The 19750-nt window shown below is 52.6% G+C and carries 14 protein-coding genes, 3 tRNA genes and 4 rRNA genes; 8 read left to right on the plus strand and 13 right to left on the minus strand.

Annotated features, from left to right (window positions below; translation table 11 throughout):
- The first annotated feature begins 103 nt into the window (after positions 1-103).
- The 7 genes from V1603_RS00645 (at position 104) to V1603_RS00675 (ending at position 9519) form a co-directional block, all read left to right on the plus strand.
- Positions 104-1243: an efflux RND transporter periplasmic adaptor subunit gene (locus V1603_RS00645; RefSeq protein WP_302221317.1), complete on the plus strand. Its 1140-nt coding sequence runs from the start codon at positions 104-106 to the stop codon at positions 1241-1243.
- Positions 1244-1254: 11 nt separating this feature from the next.
- Positions 1255-4368 carry an efflux RND transporter permease subunit gene (locus tag V1603_RS00650; protein ID WP_395313383.1) on the plus strand — a complete coding sequence of 1038 codons (3114 nt, stop codon included), beginning with the start codon at positions 1255-1257 and terminating at the stop codon, positions 4366-4368.
- 303 nt (positions 4369-4671) lie between these two features.
- Positions 4672-4893, plus strand: a complete 222-nt coding sequence (locus V1603_RS00655) for a lipoprotein (RefSeq protein WP_008502867.1) — start codon at positions 4672-4674, stop codon at positions 4891-4893.
- Between the two features lie 472 nt (positions 4894-5365).
- Positions 5366-6391 (plus strand): amino acid ABC transporter substrate-binding protein, encoded by a 1026-nt coding sequence (locus tag V1603_RS00660; RefSeq protein WP_116343552.1) that lies wholly within the window; start codon positions 5366-5368, stop codon positions 6389-6391.
- Between the two features lie 67 nt (positions 6392-6458).
- Positions 6459-7640 carry an amino acid ABC transporter permease gene (locus V1603_RS00665; RefSeq protein WP_116343553.1) on the plus strand — a complete coding sequence of 394 codons (1182 nt, stop codon included), beginning with the start codon at positions 6459-6461 and terminating at the stop codon, positions 7638-7640.
- Positions 7641-7649: 9 nt separating this feature from the next.
- Positions 7650-8753: an amino acid ABC transporter permease gene (locus V1603_RS00670; RefSeq protein WP_395314014.1), complete on the plus strand. Its 1104-nt coding sequence runs from the start codon at positions 7650-7652 to the stop codon at positions 8751-8753.
- 7 nt (positions 8754-8760) lie between these two features.
- A complete protein-coding gene (locus V1603_RS00675; RefSeq protein WP_014885454.1) occupies positions 8761-9519 on the plus strand; it encodes an amino acid ABC transporter ATP-binding protein in 759 nt (252 codons plus the stop codon).
- A 106-nt stretch (positions 9520-9625) separates the two neighbouring features.
- On the opposite strand, the gene rrf (V1603_RS00680) is transcribed toward V1603_RS00675, so the two are convergent.
- The 7 genes from rrf (V1603_RS00680) to V1603_RS00710 form a co-directional block, all read right to left on the minus strand.
- Positions 9626-9741, minus strand: a 5S ribosomal RNA gene (rrf, locus tag V1603_RS00680).
- A 43-nt stretch (positions 9742-9784) separates the two neighbouring features.
- Positions 9785-9860, minus strand: a tRNA-Thr gene (locus tag V1603_RS00685).
- Between the two features lie 14 nt (positions 9861-9874).
- Positions 9875-9990: ribosomal RNA gene (gene rrf / locus V1603_RS00690) — 5S ribosomal RNA — on the minus strand.
- Between the two features lie 73 nt (positions 9991-10063).
- Positions 10064-12968, minus strand: a 23S ribosomal RNA gene (locus tag V1603_RS00695).
- 170 nt (positions 12969-13138) lie between these two features.
- Positions 13139-13214: transfer RNA gene (locus V1603_RS00700), tRNA-Ala, on the minus strand.
- Between the two features lie 41 nt (positions 13215-13255).
- Positions 13256-13332, minus strand: a tRNA-Ile gene (locus tag V1603_RS00705).
- A 69-nt stretch (positions 13333-13401) separates the two neighbouring features.
- A 16S ribosomal RNA gene (locus tag V1603_RS00710) occupies positions 13402-14941 on the minus strand.
- Together the 16S, 23S and 5S rRNA genes with 3 tRNA genes alongside form the textbook arrangement of a ribosomal RNA operon.
- A gap of 471 nt (positions 14942-15412) precedes the next feature.
- Between V1603_RS00710 and V1603_RS00715 the strand changes: the two genes are divergently transcribed.
- Positions 15413-15967 (plus strand): gamma carbonic anhydrase family protein, encoded by a 555-nt coding sequence (locus V1603_RS00715; RefSeq protein WP_116344080.1) that lies wholly within the window; start codon positions 15413-15415, stop codon positions 15965-15967.
- Here V1603_RS00715 and V1603_RS00720 read toward each other — a convergent pair.
- Genes V1603_RS00720 through dprA form a run of 6 tightly spaced genes read right to left on the minus strand, consistent with a single transcriptional unit; the run spans position 15943 to position 19726 of the window.
- Entirely contained in the window at positions 15943-16191 is a 249-nt protein-coding gene (locus tag V1603_RS00720) for a DUF1488 domain-containing protein (protein ID WP_166712481.1), read from the minus strand. The two genes, V1603_RS00715 and V1603_RS00720, sit on opposite strands and share 25 nt — an antisense overlap.
- Entirely contained in the window at positions 16188-17006 is an 819-nt protein-coding gene (gene aroE, locus V1603_RS00725) for a shikimate dehydrogenase (RefSeq protein WP_166712483.1), read from the minus strand. Before aroE ends, V1603_RS00720 begins: the two co-directional genes overlap by 4 nt.
- A 4-nt stretch (positions 17007-17010) precedes the next feature.
- Positions 17011-17583, minus strand: coding sequence for an L-threonylcarbamoyladenylate synthase type 1 TsaC (gene tsaC / locus V1603_RS00730; protein ID WP_395313384.1), 573 nt, complete (start codon positions 17581-17583; stop codon positions 17011-17013).
- Entirely contained in the window at positions 17576-18130 is a 555-nt protein-coding gene (locus tag V1603_RS00735; protein ID WP_116344084.1) for a type I DNA topoisomerase, read from the minus strand. Before V1603_RS00735 ends, tsaC begins: the two co-directional genes overlap by 8 nt.
- A 26-nt stretch (positions 18131-18156) precedes the next feature.
- Positions 18157-18630, minus strand: a complete 474-nt coding sequence (smg, locus tag V1603_RS00740) for a DUF494 family protein Smg (RefSeq protein WP_008503477.1) — start codon at positions 18628-18630, stop codon at positions 18157-18159.
- Positions 18602-19726 (minus strand): DNA-protecting protein DprA, encoded by a 1125-nt coding sequence (dprA, locus tag V1603_RS00745; RefSeq protein ID WP_395313385.1) that lies wholly within the window; start codon positions 19724-19726, stop codon positions 18602-18604. The genes smg and dprA overlap by 29 nt, the downstream gene beginning before the upstream one ends.
- Positions 19727-19750: the final 24 nt, after the last annotated feature.

Genomic DNA, 19750 nt, shown 5'->3' on the forward strand with positions numbered 1-19750 from the left:
TAAATACCCTCATTATTATACGCAGCTACATTTTATTTTTTCCCTCTGCCCCAACTACCGATCTACGGCAAACATCGGTTAATGGGTATTTAAAGGAACAGTAATGACGAATCATTTCAGACGTTTACCCTTAGCCGGTTTCATTGTCTGCGCTGTGCTGCTCACTGGATGCGATGGCCAGGAAAATCATCAACAACATGCGCAGGCGCCTCAGGTCAGCGTCCATATCGTGAAAAGCGCGCCGCTGGCTGTCACAACTGAACTACCGGGCAGAACCGATGCGTTCCGCGTTGCGGAGGTTCGTCCACAGGTTAGCGGTATTATTCTGCGTCGCAACTTCACGGAAGGTAGCGATGTAAAAGCAGGGGATTCACTGTATCAGATTGATCCTGCGACCTATCAGGCGGCTTACGACAGCGCGAAAGGCGAGTTGGCAAAGGCGCAGGCGGCGGCCAAAATTGCACACCTGACGGTGAAACGTTATCTGCCTCTGGTGGGGACGCAGTACGTCAGCAAGCAGGAGTATGACCAGGCCGTGGCCACCGCTCAGCAGGCAGATGCCAGCGTCGTCGCCGCAAAAGCGGGCGTTGAAAGCGCGCGTATCAACCTTGCGTATACCAAAGTGACGTCCCCTGTCGATGGCCGCATCGGTAAATCCAGCGTAACGGAAGGGGCGCTCGTCACGAACGGACAGGCCGCGGCGCTGGCAACGGTCCAGCAACTCGATCCGATTTATGTCGATGTCACCCAGTCAAGCAATGAATTCATGCGACTGAAGCAGACGAGCCTGCAAAAAGGCGATACGGCCAGCAGCGTTGAGCTGCTGATGGAGAATGGCCAGCCCTATCCGCTGAAAGGCACACTGCAGTTCTCCGACGTTACGGTGGATGAAAGCACCGGCTCAATCACGCTGCGCGCCATTTTCCCGAATCCTCAACACATGCTGTTACCTGGGATGTTTGTTCGCGCCCGTATAGATGAGGGAACACAGCCAGATGCCATTCTGGTTCCGCAGCAGGGCGTGACCCGCACGCCGCGAGGCGACGCAACCGTGCTGGTGGTAAACGATAAAAACGAGGTTGAATCACGGACCGTCGTTGCGCCCCAGGCCATTGGCGATCGCTGGCTGGTGACAGAAGGGCTGAAAAACGGTGACCGCGTGATCGTCAGCGGATTACAAAAAGTCAGACCCGGCGCTACCGTCGTCGCCACGCCAGATACCACCACGACTCCCGCCGGTTAAGGAACGACGACATGGCTAATTTCTTTATTCAGAGGCCAGTTTTCGCCTGGGTGCTTGCCATCATTCTAATGATTGCTGGCGGCCTGGCTATTCTCAAACTGCCCGTCGCCCAGTATCCGACGATTGCCCCGCCTGCCGTGGCGATTTCCGCAACCTACCCCGGCGCTGACGCCCAGACGGTGCAGGATACCGTGACCCAGGTTATCGAACAGAACATGAACGGTATCGATAACCTGATGTATATGTCTTCCACCAGCGATTCAGCAGGTAACGTCACCATTACGCTGACCTTCGAGTCAGGAACGGATCCGGACATCGCCCAGGTGCAGGTGCAGAACAAGCTGCAGCTCGCCATGCCGCTGCTGCCGCAAGAGGTACAGCAGCAAGGGATTGGCGTTGAGAAATCCAGCAGCAGCTTCCTGCTGGTCGCCGGTTTTGTTTCGGACAACAAAAACCTTACTCAGGATGATATCTCCGACTATGTCGCCTCGAACGTCAAAGATGCCATCAGCCGAACGACGGGCGTCGGCGACGTTCAGCTGTTTGGTGCCCAGTATGCGATGCGCATCTGGCTCGACAGCAATGCAATGAATAAATACCAGCTGACGCCGCTGGATATTATCAACCAGTTGAAAACGCAGAACGACCAGATTGCGGCAGGCCAGTTGGGCGGCACGCCGTCTGTGCCCGGGCAGCAGCTGAATGCCTCCATCATCGCGCAAACCCGCCTGAAATCACCGGAGGAGTTTGGCCGCGTGACGCTCAAGGTAAATCAGGATGGCTCGATGGTTCACCTGAAGGATGTCGCTCGCATTGAGCTGGGTGGCGAAAACTACAACATGGTGACCAAAATTAACGGGAAGGCCGCCACCGGTCTGGGGATTAAGCTGGCAACCGGGGCAAACGCGCTGGATACAGCGGCAGCCATCAAGAGCAAACTGGCACAACTGCAACAGTTCTTCCCGCAGGGGCTTAAAGTCGTCTACCCCTATGACACCACCCCATTTGTGAAAATTTCTATTCATGAAGTGGTGAAGACCCTGTTTGAAGCGATCGTTCTGGTCTTCCTGGTCATGTATTTGTTCTTGCAAAACCTGCGGGCGACGCTCATCCCAACTATCGCGGTGCCGGTGGTTCTTCTGGGTACCTTTGCGGTTCTGGCGGCGTTCGGTTTCTCTATCAACACCCTGACGATGTTCGGGATGGTGCTGGCGATAGGGCTATTGGTTGATGACGCCATCGTGGTGGTCGAGAACGTTGAGCGCGTGATGGTAGAGGACAAGCTGCCACCGAAAGAGGCCACGCAGAAGTCGATGGGGCAGATCCAGGGCGCGCTGGTGGGGATCGCTATGGTCCTCTCGGCGGTCTTTGTTCCGATGGCCTTTTTTGGCGGCTCGACGGGAGCCATCTATCGCCAGTTCTCACTGACTATCGTTTCCGCCATGGCGCTCTCCGTGCTGGTTGCGCTGATCCTGACGCCCGCACTGTGCGCAACGTTGCTTAAACCCGTCTCTGGCGATCATCATGAGAAAAAAGGGGGGTTCTTTGGCTGGTTTAATGCACTCTTTGACAAGAGCGTGGAGCACTACAGTAACAGCGTGAGCGGTATTTTGCGTAAGACCGGTCGCTATCTGGTGGTGTACGTCATAATTGTTGGTGGGATGGCGGTGCTGTTTCTGCGCTTACCCACCTCCTTCCTGCCCGAAGAGGATCAGGGGGTGTTTATGACAATGGTTCAACTCCCGGCTGGTGCGACCCAGACGCGGACTCAGCAGGTTCTCGACCAGGTTCAGGACTACTACCTGAATAAAGAGAAGGCGAACGTTGAATCCGTGTTTACGGTGAACGGCTTTAGCTTTAGCGGCCAGGGCCAGAACTCTGGTATTGCCTTCGTCAGCCTGAAGCCCTGGGAAGAACGTTCGGGGGAAGAAAATAGCGTTGAGGCAATCGTCGGCCGTGCGACAAAAGCATTCAGCCAGATTAAAGACGGCCTTGTGTTCCCGTTTAACCTGCCGGCTATTATCGAACTGGGAACCGCAACGGGCTTCGACTTTGAACTTATCGATCAGGCAAACCTGGGGCATACCCAGCTGACGCAGGCGCGTAATCAGCTGCTCGGCATGGTGAAAGAGCACCCTGATCTGCTGGTTCGCGTGCGTCCTAACGGTCTGGAGGATACCCCTCAGTTCAAGCTGGATGTCGATCAGGAGAAAGCGCAGGCGCTGGGTATTAGCATATCTGACGTCAACCAGACGATATCGACGGCATTAGGTGGTACCTATGTGAATGACTTTATCGATCATGGCCGCGTGAAAAAAGTTTACGTCCAGGCGGATGCGAAATTCCGTATGCTGCCGGGGGACATCAACAACCTCTACGTACGCAGCGCGAATGGGGAAATGGTGCCGTTCTCATCCTTTAGCAGCGCTCACTGGGTTTACGGTTCTCCTCGTCTGGAACGCTACAACGGCATGCCGTCCATGGAAATCCTCGGTGAATCAGCCCCTGGAAAAAGTACCGGTGAGGCCATGGTGATGATGGAAAGCCTGGCGGCAAAACTGCCTTCCGGCATCGGCTATGACTGGACGGGAATGTCTTATCAGGAGCGCCTTTCCGGTAACCAGGCGCCTGCACTGTACGCCATTTCACTGATCGTGGTGTTCCTGTGTCTGGCAGCGCTGTATGAAAGCTGGTCCATTCCCTTCTCCGTTATGCTGGTTGTGCCGCTGGGCGTCATCGGGGCCCTTTTCGCGGCGTCGCTGCGCGGGTTAAACAATGACGTCTATTTCCAGGTCGGCCTGCTGACGACGATTGGGCTATCGGCGAAAAACGCCATCCTGATCGTCGAATTTGCTAAAGACCTGATGGAGAAAGAAGGTAAAGGGATCGTTGAAGCCACCCTAGAAGCCTCAAGAATGCGCCTTCGTCCGATCCTGATGACCTCCCTGGCCTTTATCCTTGGCGTCATGCCGCTGGTGATCAGTACCGGGGCCGGGAGCGGTGCGCAAAATGCCGTCGGTACGGGCGTGATGGGAGGCATGCTTTCCGCAACGCTTCTGGCAATTTTCTTCGTGCCCGTCTTCTTTGTGGTGGTCCGGCGACGCTTCACCAGCCATAAAGAGTAATGTATCTCTGAAAGGCACCTTTTGGTGCCTTTTTTATTTTTAATATAAACAACGGATTAGATATTAGAGGGTTGATTATTAAAAATGCATGAGTTTGCATTAAGTAAAAACACCATCTTGCCACTTCATAATTTCTCCATGAATTCATCCTGAACCCGACTTTTCTCCATGATTTTTACAAACTACATAATTTGAGATTATTCCTCGTGTAACGGGGACTTACCCTGGTGGTAAAATAATCTCCAGTTCGTTAATAGCCCTCCTGGCTTTGTAGCGAATGAGAAATAATACTGAGGTAACATCATGAAAAGATTCATTTCCGTTGCACTTCTCGCTGCGCTGCTTGCTGGTTGCGCGCACGACTCTCCATGTGTACCGGTTTACGATGACCAGGGTCGACTGGTTCATACCAATACCTGTATGAAAGGCACCACCCAGGATAACTGGGAAACAGCAGGTGCTATCGCCGGCGGTGCTGCCGCAGTGGCAGGTTTGACGTTGGGTATTGTTGCCCTGACGAAGTAACATCTGTTCAGAAAGCGCGGCTCTGGCCGCGCTTTTGCTTTTAATGGGTGCAGTATTTTCAAATAAGTAAAAAAATAGCCCCGTATTTATTCACGTAATTAATCCAAGACTGAAGTCAGTCACAAGTTTTTCGCATACTCATTCAAATTACTTATTCTATCGTGATGATTTTCACACATTAATATTATTGAATACCCTGCCAATATTCACCCTGGAAACTACCTCTTCTTTTTCCTGACCCGACTCAAAACTTTTGCTCCGATTTGTGGCACAGGTTGTAATTTCGCACCGTTTCGGGGCGCTCGTTTTATTTAAGCCTGTCTACACTCAGCATTAAGCGTTCACTCGTCTCTTATTTCGTCGAACGCAAAACTGGCATTACGTTTGCTTTATAAACGTTGGCCAACGCCACAGACAGGTTAAGCGCTTAAAACGCTTCTATAACGATAAATTTCGCCACACAGGATGCATTATGAAAAAGACGATGATAGCCAGCCTGGCCGCTGCAGGCATGTTGTTTGCCGTAGCCGGTCAAGCCCATGCGGGAACGACACTGGATGCCGTTAAAAAGAAAGGTTTTGTTCAATGCGGTATCAGTGACGGTTTGCCTGGCTTCTCTTATGCCGATGCGAACGGCAAATTTACCGGTATCGATGTGGATGTCTGCCGTGGCGTTGCAGCCGCCGTTTTTGGCGATGACAGCAAAGTAAAATACACCCCGCTGACGGCGAAAGAACGCTTTACGGCGCTGCAGTCCGGTGAAGTCGACATGCTCTCCCGTAATACCACCTGGACCTCTTCCCGCGATGCAGGCATGGGGATGACATTTACCGGCGTGACCTATTACGACGGCATCGGCTTCCTGACCCACAACAAAGCGGGCCTGAAAAGCGCCAAAGAGCTCGATGGCGCCACCGTGTGTATCCAGGCGGGCACCGATACCGAGTTGAACGTCGCGGATTATTTCAAAGCAAATAAGATGAAATACACCCCTGTGACTTTCGACCGCTCGGATGAGTCAGCCAAAGCGCTGGAATCCGGTCGATGCGACACGCTGGCCTCTGACCAGTCACAGCTGTATGCCTTACGCATTAAGCTGAGCAACCCGGCAGAGTGGGTTGTCCTGCCTGAAGTGATCTCCAAAGAACCTCTCGGCCCCGTTGTACGCCGTGGCGATGAAGACTGGTTCTCCATTGTTCGCTGGACGCTGTTTGCCATGCTGAACGCAGAAGAGATGGGCATCAACTCGAAAAACGTCGATGAGAAAGCGGCGAATCCTTCTACCCCGGATATGGCGCACCTGCTCGGTAAAGAAGGTGATTTCGGCAAGGACCTGAAGCTGGATAACAAGTGGGCTTACAACATCATCAAACAGGTGGGTAACTATGCTGAGATCTTTGAGCGTAACGTGGGATCGGAAAGCCCGCTGAAGATCAAACGCGGCCAGAACAATCTCTGGAATAACGGCGGTATTCAGTACGCCCCACCAGTACGTTAAGTCATAGTTGTAACGGGCACTGCTCGGGCAGTGCCCACTCCAGAGTCATGGTTACTGAGGTTTCTTTATGTCCCATCGCCGCTCAGCCGTAAAAGGATCGCTATCCTTTTCTCATCCCGCGGTCCGCGCCTGGCTATTCCAGATTATTGCTATTGTTGCGGTTGTTCTTATCGCCGTGTATCTCATCCATAACACCATCACGAACCTGAATAATCGCGGTATCACCTCCGGGTTTGCGTTTCTGGATCGCAGCGCAGGGTTTGGGATTGTTCAGCACCTTATTGACTACCAGGAAGGTGACACGTACGGACGCGTGTTTGTGGTCGGTTTACTGAATACGCTGCTGGTATCCGCACTGTGTATTGTCTTCGCTTCCATCCTGGGCTTCTTTATTGGGCTGGCGCGCCTTTCTGAAAACTGGCTCCTGCGGAAACTTTCAACCATTTATATTGAGACATTCCGCAACATCCCACCGCTGCTGCAGATATTTTTTTGGTATTTCGCGGTGCTGCGTAACCTTCCTGGCCCCCGCCAGGCCGTCGATGCGTTTGAGCTGTTTTTTCTCAGTAACCGTGGGTTATACATCCCCTCTCCTCAGGTAGCCGAAGGGCTTTACGCCTTTATCGTCGCCGTTGTTATTGCACTCGCCATTTCTGTCGGCCTGTTTCGCTATAACCGTAAGCACCAGATTAAAACCGGGCAGCTTCGTAAAACATGGCCAACTGGCGCTGTGCTACTTGTTGGCTTACCGTTAGTTGCTCACTGGCTTTTTGGTGCGGCCTTGCACTGGGATATTCCCCATCTGCGCGGGTTCAACTTCCAGGGAGGGATGGTATTAATTCCTGAACTGGCCGCATTAACGCTGGCGCTTTCGATTTATACCTCCGCATTTATTGCGGAAATCATCCGTTCCGGGATTCAGGCTGTGCCTTACGGTCAGCACGAGGCGGCACGCTCACTCGGTTTGCCGAATACCGTGACGCTTCGCCAGGTCATTATTCCTCAGGCTCTACGGGTGATTATTCCGCCTCTGACCAGCCAGTATCTTAACATTGTCAAAAACTCATCGCTGGCTGCTGCCATTGGTTATCCGGATATGGTGTCTCTGTTCGCCGGAACCGTGCTTAACCAGACCGGACAAGCCATTGAAACCATCGCCATCACCATGTCTGTCTATTTGATCATCAGCCTGGTGATTTCATTGCTGATGAACCTTTATAACCGTCGTATAGCACTGGTCGAGCGCTAAGGATCTATGATGACAAAAGCGATACTGTCGCACTCCTCGCGCCCTGCCAGCTCGACAGGTGGACGTTTCATTCTCTGGGCGCGCAAGAATCTGTTCTCCAGCTGGAGCAACAGCCTGCTGACGATTGTCTGCCTGTGGCTCATGTGGGAATTGATTCCTCCCCTGCTGAACTGGGCGTTTTTACAGGCCAACTGGGTCGGTTCAACCCGAGCTGACTGCACAAAAGCCGGTGCCTGCTGGGTATTTATTCATGAACGTTTCGGTCAGTTCATGTATGGATTGTATCCCCATGAACAGCGCTGGCGGATTAATCTGGCGCTGGTTATCGGCCTGCTCTCTGTCGCGGTCATGTTCTGGAAAAAGCTGCCTCATCGTGGACGCTATATTGCCGTCTGGACAGTGGTTTATCCGATTATTGTCTGGGTGCTGATGTATGGCGGTTTCCTGGGGCTGGAACGCGTTGAAACACGCCAGTGGGGCGGTCTGACGTTGACATTGATTATCGCTTCAGTGGGGATAGCCGGCGCGCTACCGTGGGGGATTTTACTGGCCCTGGGACGCCGTTCAAAAATGCCGGTCGTTCGCGTGCTCTCCGTTATCTTCATTGAGTTCTGGCGCGGAGTACCGCTCATCACCGTACTGTTTATGTCGTCGGTCATGCTGCCGCTGTTTATGGCAGAGGGTACAACGATAGACAAACTGATCCGTGCCCTGGTCGGGGTGATTCTCTTCCAGTCCGCCTATGTCGCTGAAGTTGTACGCGGTGGACTGCAGGCGTTGCCCAAAGGCCAGTACGAAGCGGCGGAATCGCTGGCGCTCGGTTACTGGAAGACGCAGGGGCTGGTGATCCTTCCGCAAGCGCTCAAGCTGGTTATCCCTGGGCTGGTCAATACGATCATTGCTCTCTTTAAAGATACCAGTCTGGTGATCATCATCGGATTGTTCGATCTCTTTAGCAGCGTGCAACAGGCAACCGTTGACCCTGTCTGGCTGGGCATGTCCACCGAAGGATATGTCTTTGCCGCTCTGATCTACTGGATCTTTTGTTTTAGCATGTCGCGCTACAGCCAGCATCTGGAAAAGCGCTTTAACACCGGGCGTACACCGCACTGAGGAAATTATGAGCCAAATAACTATGACACCCGCCGACGCGATGATTACGCTGGAAAACGTGAATAAATGGTATGGACAGTTTCATGTCCTGAAAGACATTAATCTTAAGGTAAAGCAAGGCGAACGCATCGTCCTTTGCGGCCCTTCCGGTTCAGGTAAATCCACAACCATTCGCTGTATTAACCATCTTGAAGAACATCAGCAAGGACGCATTGTTGTAGATGGCATCGAGCTGAATGAAGATATCCGCAATATCGAACGCGTGCGCCAGGAAGTGGGTATGGTATTCCAGCACTTTAATCTTTTTCCACACCTGACCGTTCTGCAGAACTGTACGCTTGCGCCTATTTGGGTCCGAAAAATGCCGAAACAGGAAGCGGAAGCGCTGGCGATGCACTACCTGGAACGCGTTCGTATCGCGGAGCATGCCAATAAGTTTCCCGGCCAGATCTCGGGCGGGCAACAGCAGCGTGTGGCTATCGCCCGTTCGCTGTGCATGAAACCCAAAATCATGCTGTTTGACGAACCGACATCTGCGCTGGATCCCGAAATGGTGAAAGAGGTACTGGATACCATGATTGGGCTGGCGCAATCCGGTATGACGATGTTGTGCGTAACGCATGAGATGGGTTTTGCCAGAACGGTAGCTGATCGGGTGATCTTTATGGACCGCGGAGAGATTGTTGAGCAGGCGCCCCCGGATGAGTTCTTTGCGCATCCGAAGTCAGAACGTACGCGAGCATTCCTGTCGCAGGTGATTCATTAGCCGTTTGCTCTGCCGGGTGGCGGCTTCGTCTTACCCGGCCTACCGTTTTTTCTGAGCATAAACGCAAAAAGGCCATCCTTTCGGATGGCCTTCTCACTTATTTGATGTCTGGCAGTTCCCTACTCTCACATGGGGAAACCCCACACTACCATCGGCGCTACGGCGTTTCACTTCTGAGTTCGGCATGGGGTCAGGTGGGACCACCGCGCTAAAGCCGCCAGACAAATTCTTTTACTTCTTGCCGAACTTTAACCTAAGTATAAAGTGGTGCTGATACCCAGAGTCGAACTGGGGACCTCACCCTTACCAAGGGTGCGCTCTACCAACTGAGCCATATCAGCACGCTAAATTTGATGCCTGGCAGTTCCCTACTCTCACATGGGGAGACCCCACACTACCATCGGCGCTACGGCGTTTCACTTCTGAGTTCGGCATGGGGTCAGGTGGGACCACCGCGCTAAAGCCGCCAGGCAAATTCTGTTAATCTGTATCAGGCTGAATATTGTTTTTTCTGTCTCTTCCGCCAAAACACCTTCGGCGTTGTAAGGTTAAGCCTCACGGTTCATTAGTATCGGTTAGCTCAACGCATCGCTGCGCTTACACACCCGACCTATCAACGTCGTCGTCTTCAACGTTCCTTCAGGACTCTCAAGGAGTCAGGGAGAACTCATCTCGGGGCAAGTTTCGTGCTTAGATGCTTTCAGCACTTATCTCTTCCGCATTTAGCTACCGGGCAGTGCCATTGGCATGACAACCCGAACACCAGTGATGCGTCCACTCCGGTCCTCTCGTACTAGGAGCAGCCCCCCTCAATTCTCCAGCGCCCACGGCAGATAGGGACCGAACTGTCTCACGACGTTCTAAACCCAGCTCGCGTACCACTTTAAATGGCGAACAGCCATACCCTTGGGACCTACTTCAGCCCCAGGATGTGATGAGCCGACATCGAGGTGCCAAACACCGCCGTCGATATGAACTCTTGGGCGGTATCAGCCTGTTATCCCCGGAGTACCTTTTATCCGTTGAGCGATGGCCCTTCCATTCAGAACCACCGGATCACTATGACCTGCTTTCGCACCTGCTCGAGCCGTCACTCTCGCAGTCAAGCTAGCTTATGCCATTGCACTAACCTCCTGATGTCCGACCAGGATTAGCTAACCTTCGTGCTCCTCCGTTACTCTTTGGGAGGAGACCGCCCCAGTCAAACTACCCACCAGACACTGTCCGCAACCCGGATTACGGGTCCACGTTAGAACACCAGCCATTAAAGGGTGGTATTTCAAGGACGGCTCCACGCAGACTGGCGTCCACGCTTCAAAGCCTCCCACCTATCCTACACATCAAGGACCAGTGTTCAGTGTCAAGCTATAGTAAAGGTTCACGGGGTCTTTCCGTCTTGCCGCGGGTACACTGCATCTTCACAGCGAGTTCAATTTCACTGAGTCTCGGGTGGAGACAGCCTGGCCATCATTACGCCATTCGTGCAGGTCGGAACTTACCCGACAAGGAATTTCGCTACCTTAGGACCGTTATAGTTACGGCCGCCGTTTACCGGGGCTTCGATCAAGAGCTTCGCGTTGCCGCTAACCCCATCAATTAACCTTCCGGCACCGGGCAGGCGTCACACCGTATACGTCCACTTTCGTGTTTGCACAGTGCTGTGTTTTTAATAAACAGTTGCAGCCAGCTGGTATCTTCGACTGATTTCAGCTCCGCCCGCAGGGGCTTCACCTACATATCAGCGTGCCTTCTCCCGAAGTTACGGCACCATTTTGCCTAGTTCCTTCACCCGAGTTCTCTCAAGCGCCTTGGTATTCTCTACCTGACCACCTGTGTCGGTTTGGGGTACGATTTCGTGTTACCTGATGCTTAGAGGCTTTTCCTGGAAGCAGGGCATTTATCACTTCAGCACCGTAGTGCCTCGTCATCACGCCTCAGTGTTAAAGTGAACCGGATTTGCCTGGAACACACACCTACACGCTTAAACCGGGACAACCGTCGCCCGGCTGACATAGCCTTCTCCGTCCCCCCTTCGCAGTAACACCAAGTACAGGAATATTAACCTGTTTCCCATCGACTACGCCTTTCGGCCTCGCCTTAGGGGTCGACTCACCCTGCCCCGATTAACGTTGGACAGGAACCCTTGGTCTTCCGGCGAGCGGGCTTTTCACCCGCTTTATCGTTACTTATGTCAGCATTCGCACTTCTGATACCTCCAGCAGCCCTCACAGGCCACCTTCAACGGCTTACAGAACGCTCCCCTACCCAACAACGCATAAGCGTCGCTGCCGCAGCTTCGGTGCATGGTTTAGCCCCGTTACATCTTCCGCGCAGGCCGACTCGACCAGTGAGCTATTACGCTTTCTTTAAATGATGGCTGCTTCTAAGCCAACATCCTGGCTGTCTGTGCCTTCCCACATCGTTTCCCACTTAACCATGACTTTGGGACCTTAGCTGGCGGTCTGGGTTGTTTCCCTCTTCACGACGGACGTTAGCACCCGCCGTGTGTCTCCCGTGATAACATTCTTCGGTATTCGTAGTTTGCATCGGGTTGGTAAGCCGGGATGGCCCCCTAGCCGAAACAGTGCTCTACCCCCGAAGATGAGTTCACGAGGCGCTACCTAAATAGCTTTCGGGGAGAACCAGCTATCTCCCGGTTTGATTGGCCTTTCACCCCCAGCCACAGGTCATCCGCTAATTTTTCAACATTAGTCGGTTCGGTCCTCCAGTTAGTGTTACCCAACCTTCAACCTGCCCATGGCTAGATCACCGGGTTTCGGGTCTATACCCTGCAACTTAACGCCCAGTTAAGACTCGGTTTCCCTTCGGCTCCCCTATACGGTTAACCTTGCTACAGAATATAAGTCGCTGACCCATTATACAAAAGGTACGCAGTCACACCACGAAGGTGCTCCCACTGCTTGTACGTACACGGTTTCAGGTTCTTTTTCACTCCCCTCGCCGGGGTTCTTTTCGCCTTTCCCTCACGGTACTGGTTCACTATCGGTCAGTCAGGAGTATTTAGCCTTGGAGGATGGTCCCCCCATATTCAGACAGGATACCACGTGTCCCGCCCTACTCTTCGAGTTCACAACCTGTGCATTTTCGTGTACGGGACTGTCACCCTGTACCGTGCGACTTTCCAGACGCTTCCACTAACACACAAGCTGATTCAGACTCCGGGCTGCTCCCCGTTCGCTCGCCGCTACTGGGGGAATCTCGGTTGATTTCTTTTCCTCGGGGTACTTAGATGTTTCAGTTCCCCCGGTTCGCCTCGTTAACCTATGTATTCAGTTAACGATAGTGCAACGAATTGCACTGGGTTTCCCCATTCGGACATCGCCGGGTCAAAGGTTCATATCACCTCGCCGGCGCTTTTCGCAGATTAGCACGTCCTTCATCGCCTCTGACTGCCAGGGCATCCACCGTGTACGCTTAGTCGCTTAACCTCACAACCCGAAGATGTTTCACTTCTGATTGCGAAAATTTGAGAGACTCGAACACACATAACATGTGTGTCGTTTCAATTTTCAGCTTGATCCAGATTTTTAAAGAGCAAAACTTCGCAGTGCACCTTTTCAGGTTCACTCTGAAGTTTTCTTGTGTTCGCAGTAAAAGATGGTGGAGCTATGCGGGATCGAACCGCAGACCTCCTGCGTGCAAAGCAGGCGCTCTCCCAGCTGAGCTATAGCCCCATCGTTTTAATCTCTGTACCGCTCATCCTTTAAAAGGAGTTTGGTAGGCCTGAGTGGACTTGAACCACCGACCTCACCCTTATCAGGGGTGCGCTCTAACCACCTGAGCTACAAGCCTGCAGAGATTTTTACTGCTGTTTTTAATCAGACAATCTGTGTGGACACTACAAAGGCAGGTTCTTTAAGGTAAGGAGGTGATCCAACCGCAGGTTCCCCTACGGTTACCTTGTTACGACTTCACCCCAGTCATGAATCACAAAGTGGTAAGCGCCCTCCCGAAGGTTAAGCTACCTACTTCTTTTGCAACCCACTCCCATGGTGTGACGGGCGGTGTGTACAAGGCCCGGGAACGTATTCACCGTGGCATTCTGATCCACGATTACTAGCGATTCCGACTTCATGGAGTCGAGTTGCAGACTCCAATCCGGACTACGACGCACTTTATGAGGTCCGCTTGCTCTCGCGAGGTCGCTTCTCTTTGTATGCGCCATTGTAGCACGTGTGTAGCCCTACTCGTAAGGGCCATGATGACTTGACGTCATCCCCACCTTCCTCCAGTTTATCACTGGCAGTCTCCTTTGAGTTCCCGGCCGGACCGCTGGCAACAAAGGATAAGGGTTGCGCTCGTTGCGGGACTTAACCCAACATTTCACAACACGAGCTGACGACAGCCATGCAGCACCTGTCTCAGAGTTCCCGAAGGCACCAATCCATCTCTGGAAAGTTCTCTGGATGTCAAGAGTAGGTAAGGTTCTTCGCGTTGCATCGAATTAAACCACATGCTCCACCGCTTGTGCGGGCCCCCGTCAATTCATTTGAGTTTTAACCTTGCGGCCGTACTCCCCAGGCGGTCGACTTAACGCGTTAGCTCCGGAAGCCACGCCTCAAGGGCACAACCTCCAAGTCGACATCGTTTACGGCGTGGACTACCAGGGTATCTAATCCTGTTTGCTCCCCACGCTTTCGCACCTGAGCGTCAGTCTTTGTCCAGGGGGCCGCCTTCGCCACCGGTATTCCTCCAGATCTCTACGCATTTCACCGCTACACCTGGAATTCTACCCCCCTCTACAAGACTCTAGCCTGCCAGTTTCGAATGCAGTTCCCAGGTTGAGCCCGGGGATTTCACATCCGACTTGACAGACCGCCTGCGTGCGCTTTACGCCCAGTAATTCCGATTAACGCTTGCACCCTCCGTATTACCGCGGCTGCTGGCACGGAGTTAGCCGGTGCTTCTTCTGCGGGTAACGTCAATCGACAAGGTTATTAACCTTATCGCCTTCCTCCCCGCTGAAAGTACTTTACAACCCGAAGGCCTTCTTCATACACGCGGCATGGCTGCATCAGGCTTGCGCCCATTGTGCAATATTCCCCACTGCTGCCTCCCGTAGGAGTCTGGACCGTGTCTCAGTTCCAGTGTGGCTGGTCATCCTCTCAGACCAGCTAGGGATCGTCGCCTAGGTGAGCCGTTACCCCACCTACTAGCTAATCCCATCTGGGCACATCTGATGGCAAGAGGCCCGAAGGTCCCCCTCTTTGGTCTTGCGACGTTATGCGGTATTAGCTACCGTTTCCAGTAGTTATCCCCCTCCATCAGGCAGTTTCCCAGACATTACTCACCCGTCCGCCACTCGTCACCCGAGAGCAAGCTCTCTGTGCTACCGTTCGACTTGCATGTGTTAGGCCTGCCGCCAGCGTTCAATCTGAGCCATGATCAAACTCTTCAATTTAAGTTTGATGCTCGTGAATTAAACTTCGTAATGAATTACGCATGTTCACTCAGAGACTTGGTATTCATTTTTCGTCTTGCGACGTTAAGAATCCATGTCACTTTGAGTGCCCACACAGATTGTCTGATAAATTGTTAAAGAGCAGTGCAACGCGGCTTTCGCTCACCGTTGCGAGGTGGCGTATATTACGCTTTCCTCTTTCAGAGTCAACCCGTTATTTCAGGATTTTTTTCTCTTCAACCGACCGGGTTGTCTGTGAAGTGATTCACATCCGCCGTGTCGATGGAGGCGCATTATAGGGATCCCAATTTTTAGCACAAGTATTTTTTAGATCTTTTTTTCCGACTGCTGATTTTCCGCGCTTTTCGCTGAAATCCCGCCCGATCTGCTTAAATATTGACGCATTTTGCCTTGCCTCGATCCAATAATATGATCAAGTCTTCCGTATAGCGCTCATCCTCAGAGGTAGTTATGTCTGCAGTATTACGTCCTTATAAAGATCTGTTCCCCCAAAAAGGCGATCGCGTGATGATCGATGCCACCAGCGTGGTCATTGGTGATGTCCGAATGGCCGATGACGTCAGTATCTGGCCACTCGTTGCGATCAGGGGAGACGTTAACTATGTGTCGATTGGTGCCCGTACCAATATTCAGGACGGTAGCGTTCTGCATGTCACCCACAAATCCTCCTATAACCCGCAGGGTAATCCCCTCATCATTGGAGAAGAGGTTACCGTCGGTCATAAAGTGATGCTTCACGGCTGCACTATCGGTAATCGGGTGCTTGTTGGCATGGGATCGATTTTGCTGGATGGCGTCATAGTAGAAGATGACGTAATGATTGGGGCCGGTAGCCTGGTCCCGCAGAACAAACGTCTGGAGAGCGGCTATCTCTATCTGGGAAGCCCGGTAAAACAGATCCGCCCCCTGAAGGAGGCAGAGATCGAAGGACTGAAGTACTCAGCGAACAACTACGTAAAATGGAAGAATGACTATTTGGATCAGGACAACCAAACCCAGCCCTGATCGTCTTCCTGCTGATCGCGAATTAAATCGCTGGCTTCCTCTTCCAGATCCCAGCGATTTTCGCAAAATATGTCTATAGGATCTGAACCGCCAAAGCGACGCAAAAGCGTTTCCCCATGAATGGCGCAGGTCAATTGCATACCCTGCACCAGCACCGGGAAACAGACCGCTTGTTTACTCTCATCCCAGTTCTCTCTGTCCGGGAAATGAATAGCCTGATTCACGCCGAAAGCTCCTGCTTTAACTTTTCAATAACCGGTTCGACTGCAGGCAACACGCCATGCCAGAGCAGCACCGCATGCGCAGCCTGACCCACCAGCATCCCCAGTCCATCAGCTAGCTGTTTCGCACCGTGTTGTTCACACCAGTTAAGGAAAGGCGTCTTCCCTTTCTGATAAAACATGTCATAGAAGTATATATGAGGGCTTACCAGAGAAGCGGGGATTGCCGGGATCTCTCCATTAATGCCACTGGAGGTGGCATTAATGACCAGATCAAATTCACGCCCAGCAAGATCGCCAGGCGCTGCCGCACTTACGCTGCCAGTATGCGCAAACAACGCCGCCAGCGCTTCTGCCCGGGAAAAGGTTCGGTTGGTAATGGTCACCGCACAGTCCAGAGAAAGCAGAGGCAACAGTACTCCCCGCGATGCGCCACCCGCACCAATCAGCAGGACCCGGAAACCTGGTTTAATAAACGACAGTCGTTCCAGATCGCTCAGCAAACCTATTCCGTCGGTGTTGTCACCCAGAAGGCGTCCATCTTCAAGCCGTTTCAGGGTATTTACTGCACCAGCCAGCGAAGCACGCTCGGTAAGCTCATCCGCACGTTCGAAGGCTTCTTCTTTAAAAGGGACCGTCACATTAGCGCCTTGACCGCCGGCGGCGAAAAAAGCCTCCAGCGTTGGAATAAATGCATCCACCGGTGCAAGTACGCGACCATAGGGATGATTAATCTGCAGCTGCTTCGCAAATTGCTGATGGATCAGCGGTGACTTGCTGTGCGCAATCGGATTACCAAAAACAGCATAGGTTTCCATGAGATTACCCCTGGCGAAAACGTTCGCCGGTCAAAGCGTCGCGAATTTCAGACGGATTCAGGCGCCCTCCCGTCTCTCCAACAGCAACCGGGAAGCCGTTCCCGAACTGTGCCAGCACTTCTTCGGTTGTACGACAAGGTGGCAATCCGGTCAGGTTGGCGCTGGTTGAGACCAGCGGTTTACCAAATGCCAGACAAAGCTCTATTACCAGCGGGTGGTCAGTTACGCGAACGGCAAGGGAATCAAAGCGTCCGGTCAACCAGCGTGGCGTTGTCGGCTGTGCCGGGAAAACAAAGGTCACTGGACCGGGCCATGCGGAAAAAATAGTCTCGCGCTGCGCCGACGTCAGCATAGAGTCATCGATGTAGGGCTTAAGCTGCTCGTAATTCGCAGCTATCAAAATCAGCCCTTTCTCGACGGGTCTTTGTTTCAAGGCAAGCAGGCGGCTCACAGCCGTCTCGCTGTCAGGATCGCAACCGACCCCAAAAACAGCTTCAGTTGGATAGGCGATGACTTCTTCATTTTTCAGTACGTCCACTGCATGCGCAATGGAGCCTGATGGCAGGTTATTATTCACTATTTTGATCCGCCGTAACCGGCTTTCCACATTGTTTACTGGCGCAGAAGCGTTTCATACCCTGCGCCGTTTTCTTCTCGATAAGTAGCGGATAGTTGCAATGAATGCAGACGCCCGCTACCGGTTTGAAATTGATAACGAACTGGCATTCAGGGTAGCGATCGCAGGAATGAAAGGTCTTACCATAACGGGAACGGCGTTGTACCAGTTGACCGCGCTGACACTGGGGACACGCAATAGCCGTTTCATCAGGCTTATCAATTTGTTCCGTATGCTCACATTCCGGGTAGCGGCTACAGCCAATAAACATACCGAAACGGCCCTGACGTAGCGCTAATTCACCACCACAAAGAGGACATAGCTGTCCTTCCAGAATTTTGACGATATGTCCATCCGCCTGGCTTTTCAGAGGACGGACATAATCACATTCCGGATAGTGTGAACAACCGAGAAACGGGCCGTGTTTCCCGGACCGAATAACAAGCTCAGCCCCGCACTGCGGGCAGGGCTCGTTTTTATGCACCGTGAATAGTGCTGATTTGGCCATAACAACTCTTGGTGCTGCACATTGAATTAGTGCAGCATACCTTCATTCACTTCAAAGAGTAATTCTTCCATTTGCTGATAGGCATTTTCACAGCCCGGGATGTTAAACAGAACCATCAGAATCACCCATTTGAGATCTTCCAGTTCAAATTCTGCTGTATCCAGCGCCATGACGCGCTCTATCACCATTTCTCTCGTTTCGAGGTTTAGCACCTGAATCTGCTCAAGGAATAAGATGAATCCCCGGCAGCTGGCATCCAGCCTTTCACACTCTTCAGCGGTATAAATGCGTACTGACAATGGGTCAGAAGCAAGCTGCATCGGCTCGGCGAGGCCTTCCTGATAATCAGCCAGCTTTTCCAGCCACATCAACGCGTTATAGATATCTTCCCGCTCAAACCCCGCATCGGTAAGATCCTGTGTCAATTTGTCCTGATCCACTCGCATTTCTGCTTCGTTATGGATGTAAGTCTCAAACAAATACATCAGTACGTCGAACATGGCATGCCCTCCTTAATCGGACATAGCCGCCGGGTACAGCTGCGATCCACCCTGCTAACTCCAGTTCGAGTAGCTGTGCTACCGTTACTGGCACAGGTTGGCCGGCACGTTCAGCGACAACGTCAACAGGTGTTACCTCATCTCCTACGTTAGCCAGGAGCTTGGGAAATGGCAATGCCACCTTTCCCTGATCTGATGAATAATGTCGCTTTTCGGGATCTTCCTGCAGACATTGCAAGCCATATTGCAAATTTTCAAGAATGTCCCGCACTTCTGTTACCGGCGTCGCCCCCTGCTTTATCAGCCAGTGTGGTCCTTCGCACCCCGGGTTACCTATCGGGCCGGGTAAGGCGAAAACCTCCCTGCCCTGATCGAGCGCGCATCGTGCCGTGACCAGCGAACCGCTTCGCACTGCCGCTTCAACGACCAATACTCCCTGGCTAAGCCCGCTGATGATTCGGTTACGACGCGGAAAGTTTGCCGGTCGGGGCTGCGCCGAAAGGGGAAACTCAGACACTATCGCCCCGTCAGCTTCGATTAATCGCTTAGCCAGCGCCTGGTGCCGACGGGGATAAATGCTAAACAGGCCGTTCCCCAGTACGGCCACGCTACGTCCTTTTGCTGATAGCGCTGCACTATGGGCAACACCGTCAATACCGCAGGCCAGCCCACTGGTGATCGTGAAACCACATTGCGAAAGTTGTTCGCACAGAATTTTTCCCCATCGCTCTCCATACCATGACGGTGCACGGCTGCCTACTACCGCCAGCTGGACAGCATTAAGGGTTTCAGGGTTACCTTTTACGAATAACGCCCCGGGATAATCAGGAATTGCTCGAAGTAAAGGAGGATAAAGTGGATGGTTTGCCGTCAATAAATGATTTCCCGGCTGCTCAAGCCACGCCAGACTACGCTCCAGCTCACTTTCATCTGAGGCAAAGAACCGTTCAACCTGTTTTGCTGTCAGACCGGCGCTTTTGACGACAGGCACGTCGAGGTTTTCATGCTTCTGCAGTTGCACAGCCGCTTCCAGCATTCCATCGCCACATAGTGAACCTGTGTGTATTAGCCGTAGCCATATCTCGATAGACGTCATCCTTTCCCCCCTGCCATAAGCGGC

The organism is Enterobacter sp. ECC-219, assembly GCF_043966805.1.
Lineage (GTDB): Bacteria > Pseudomonadota > Gammaproteobacteria > Enterobacterales > Enterobacteriaceae > Enterobacter > Enterobacter cloacae_N.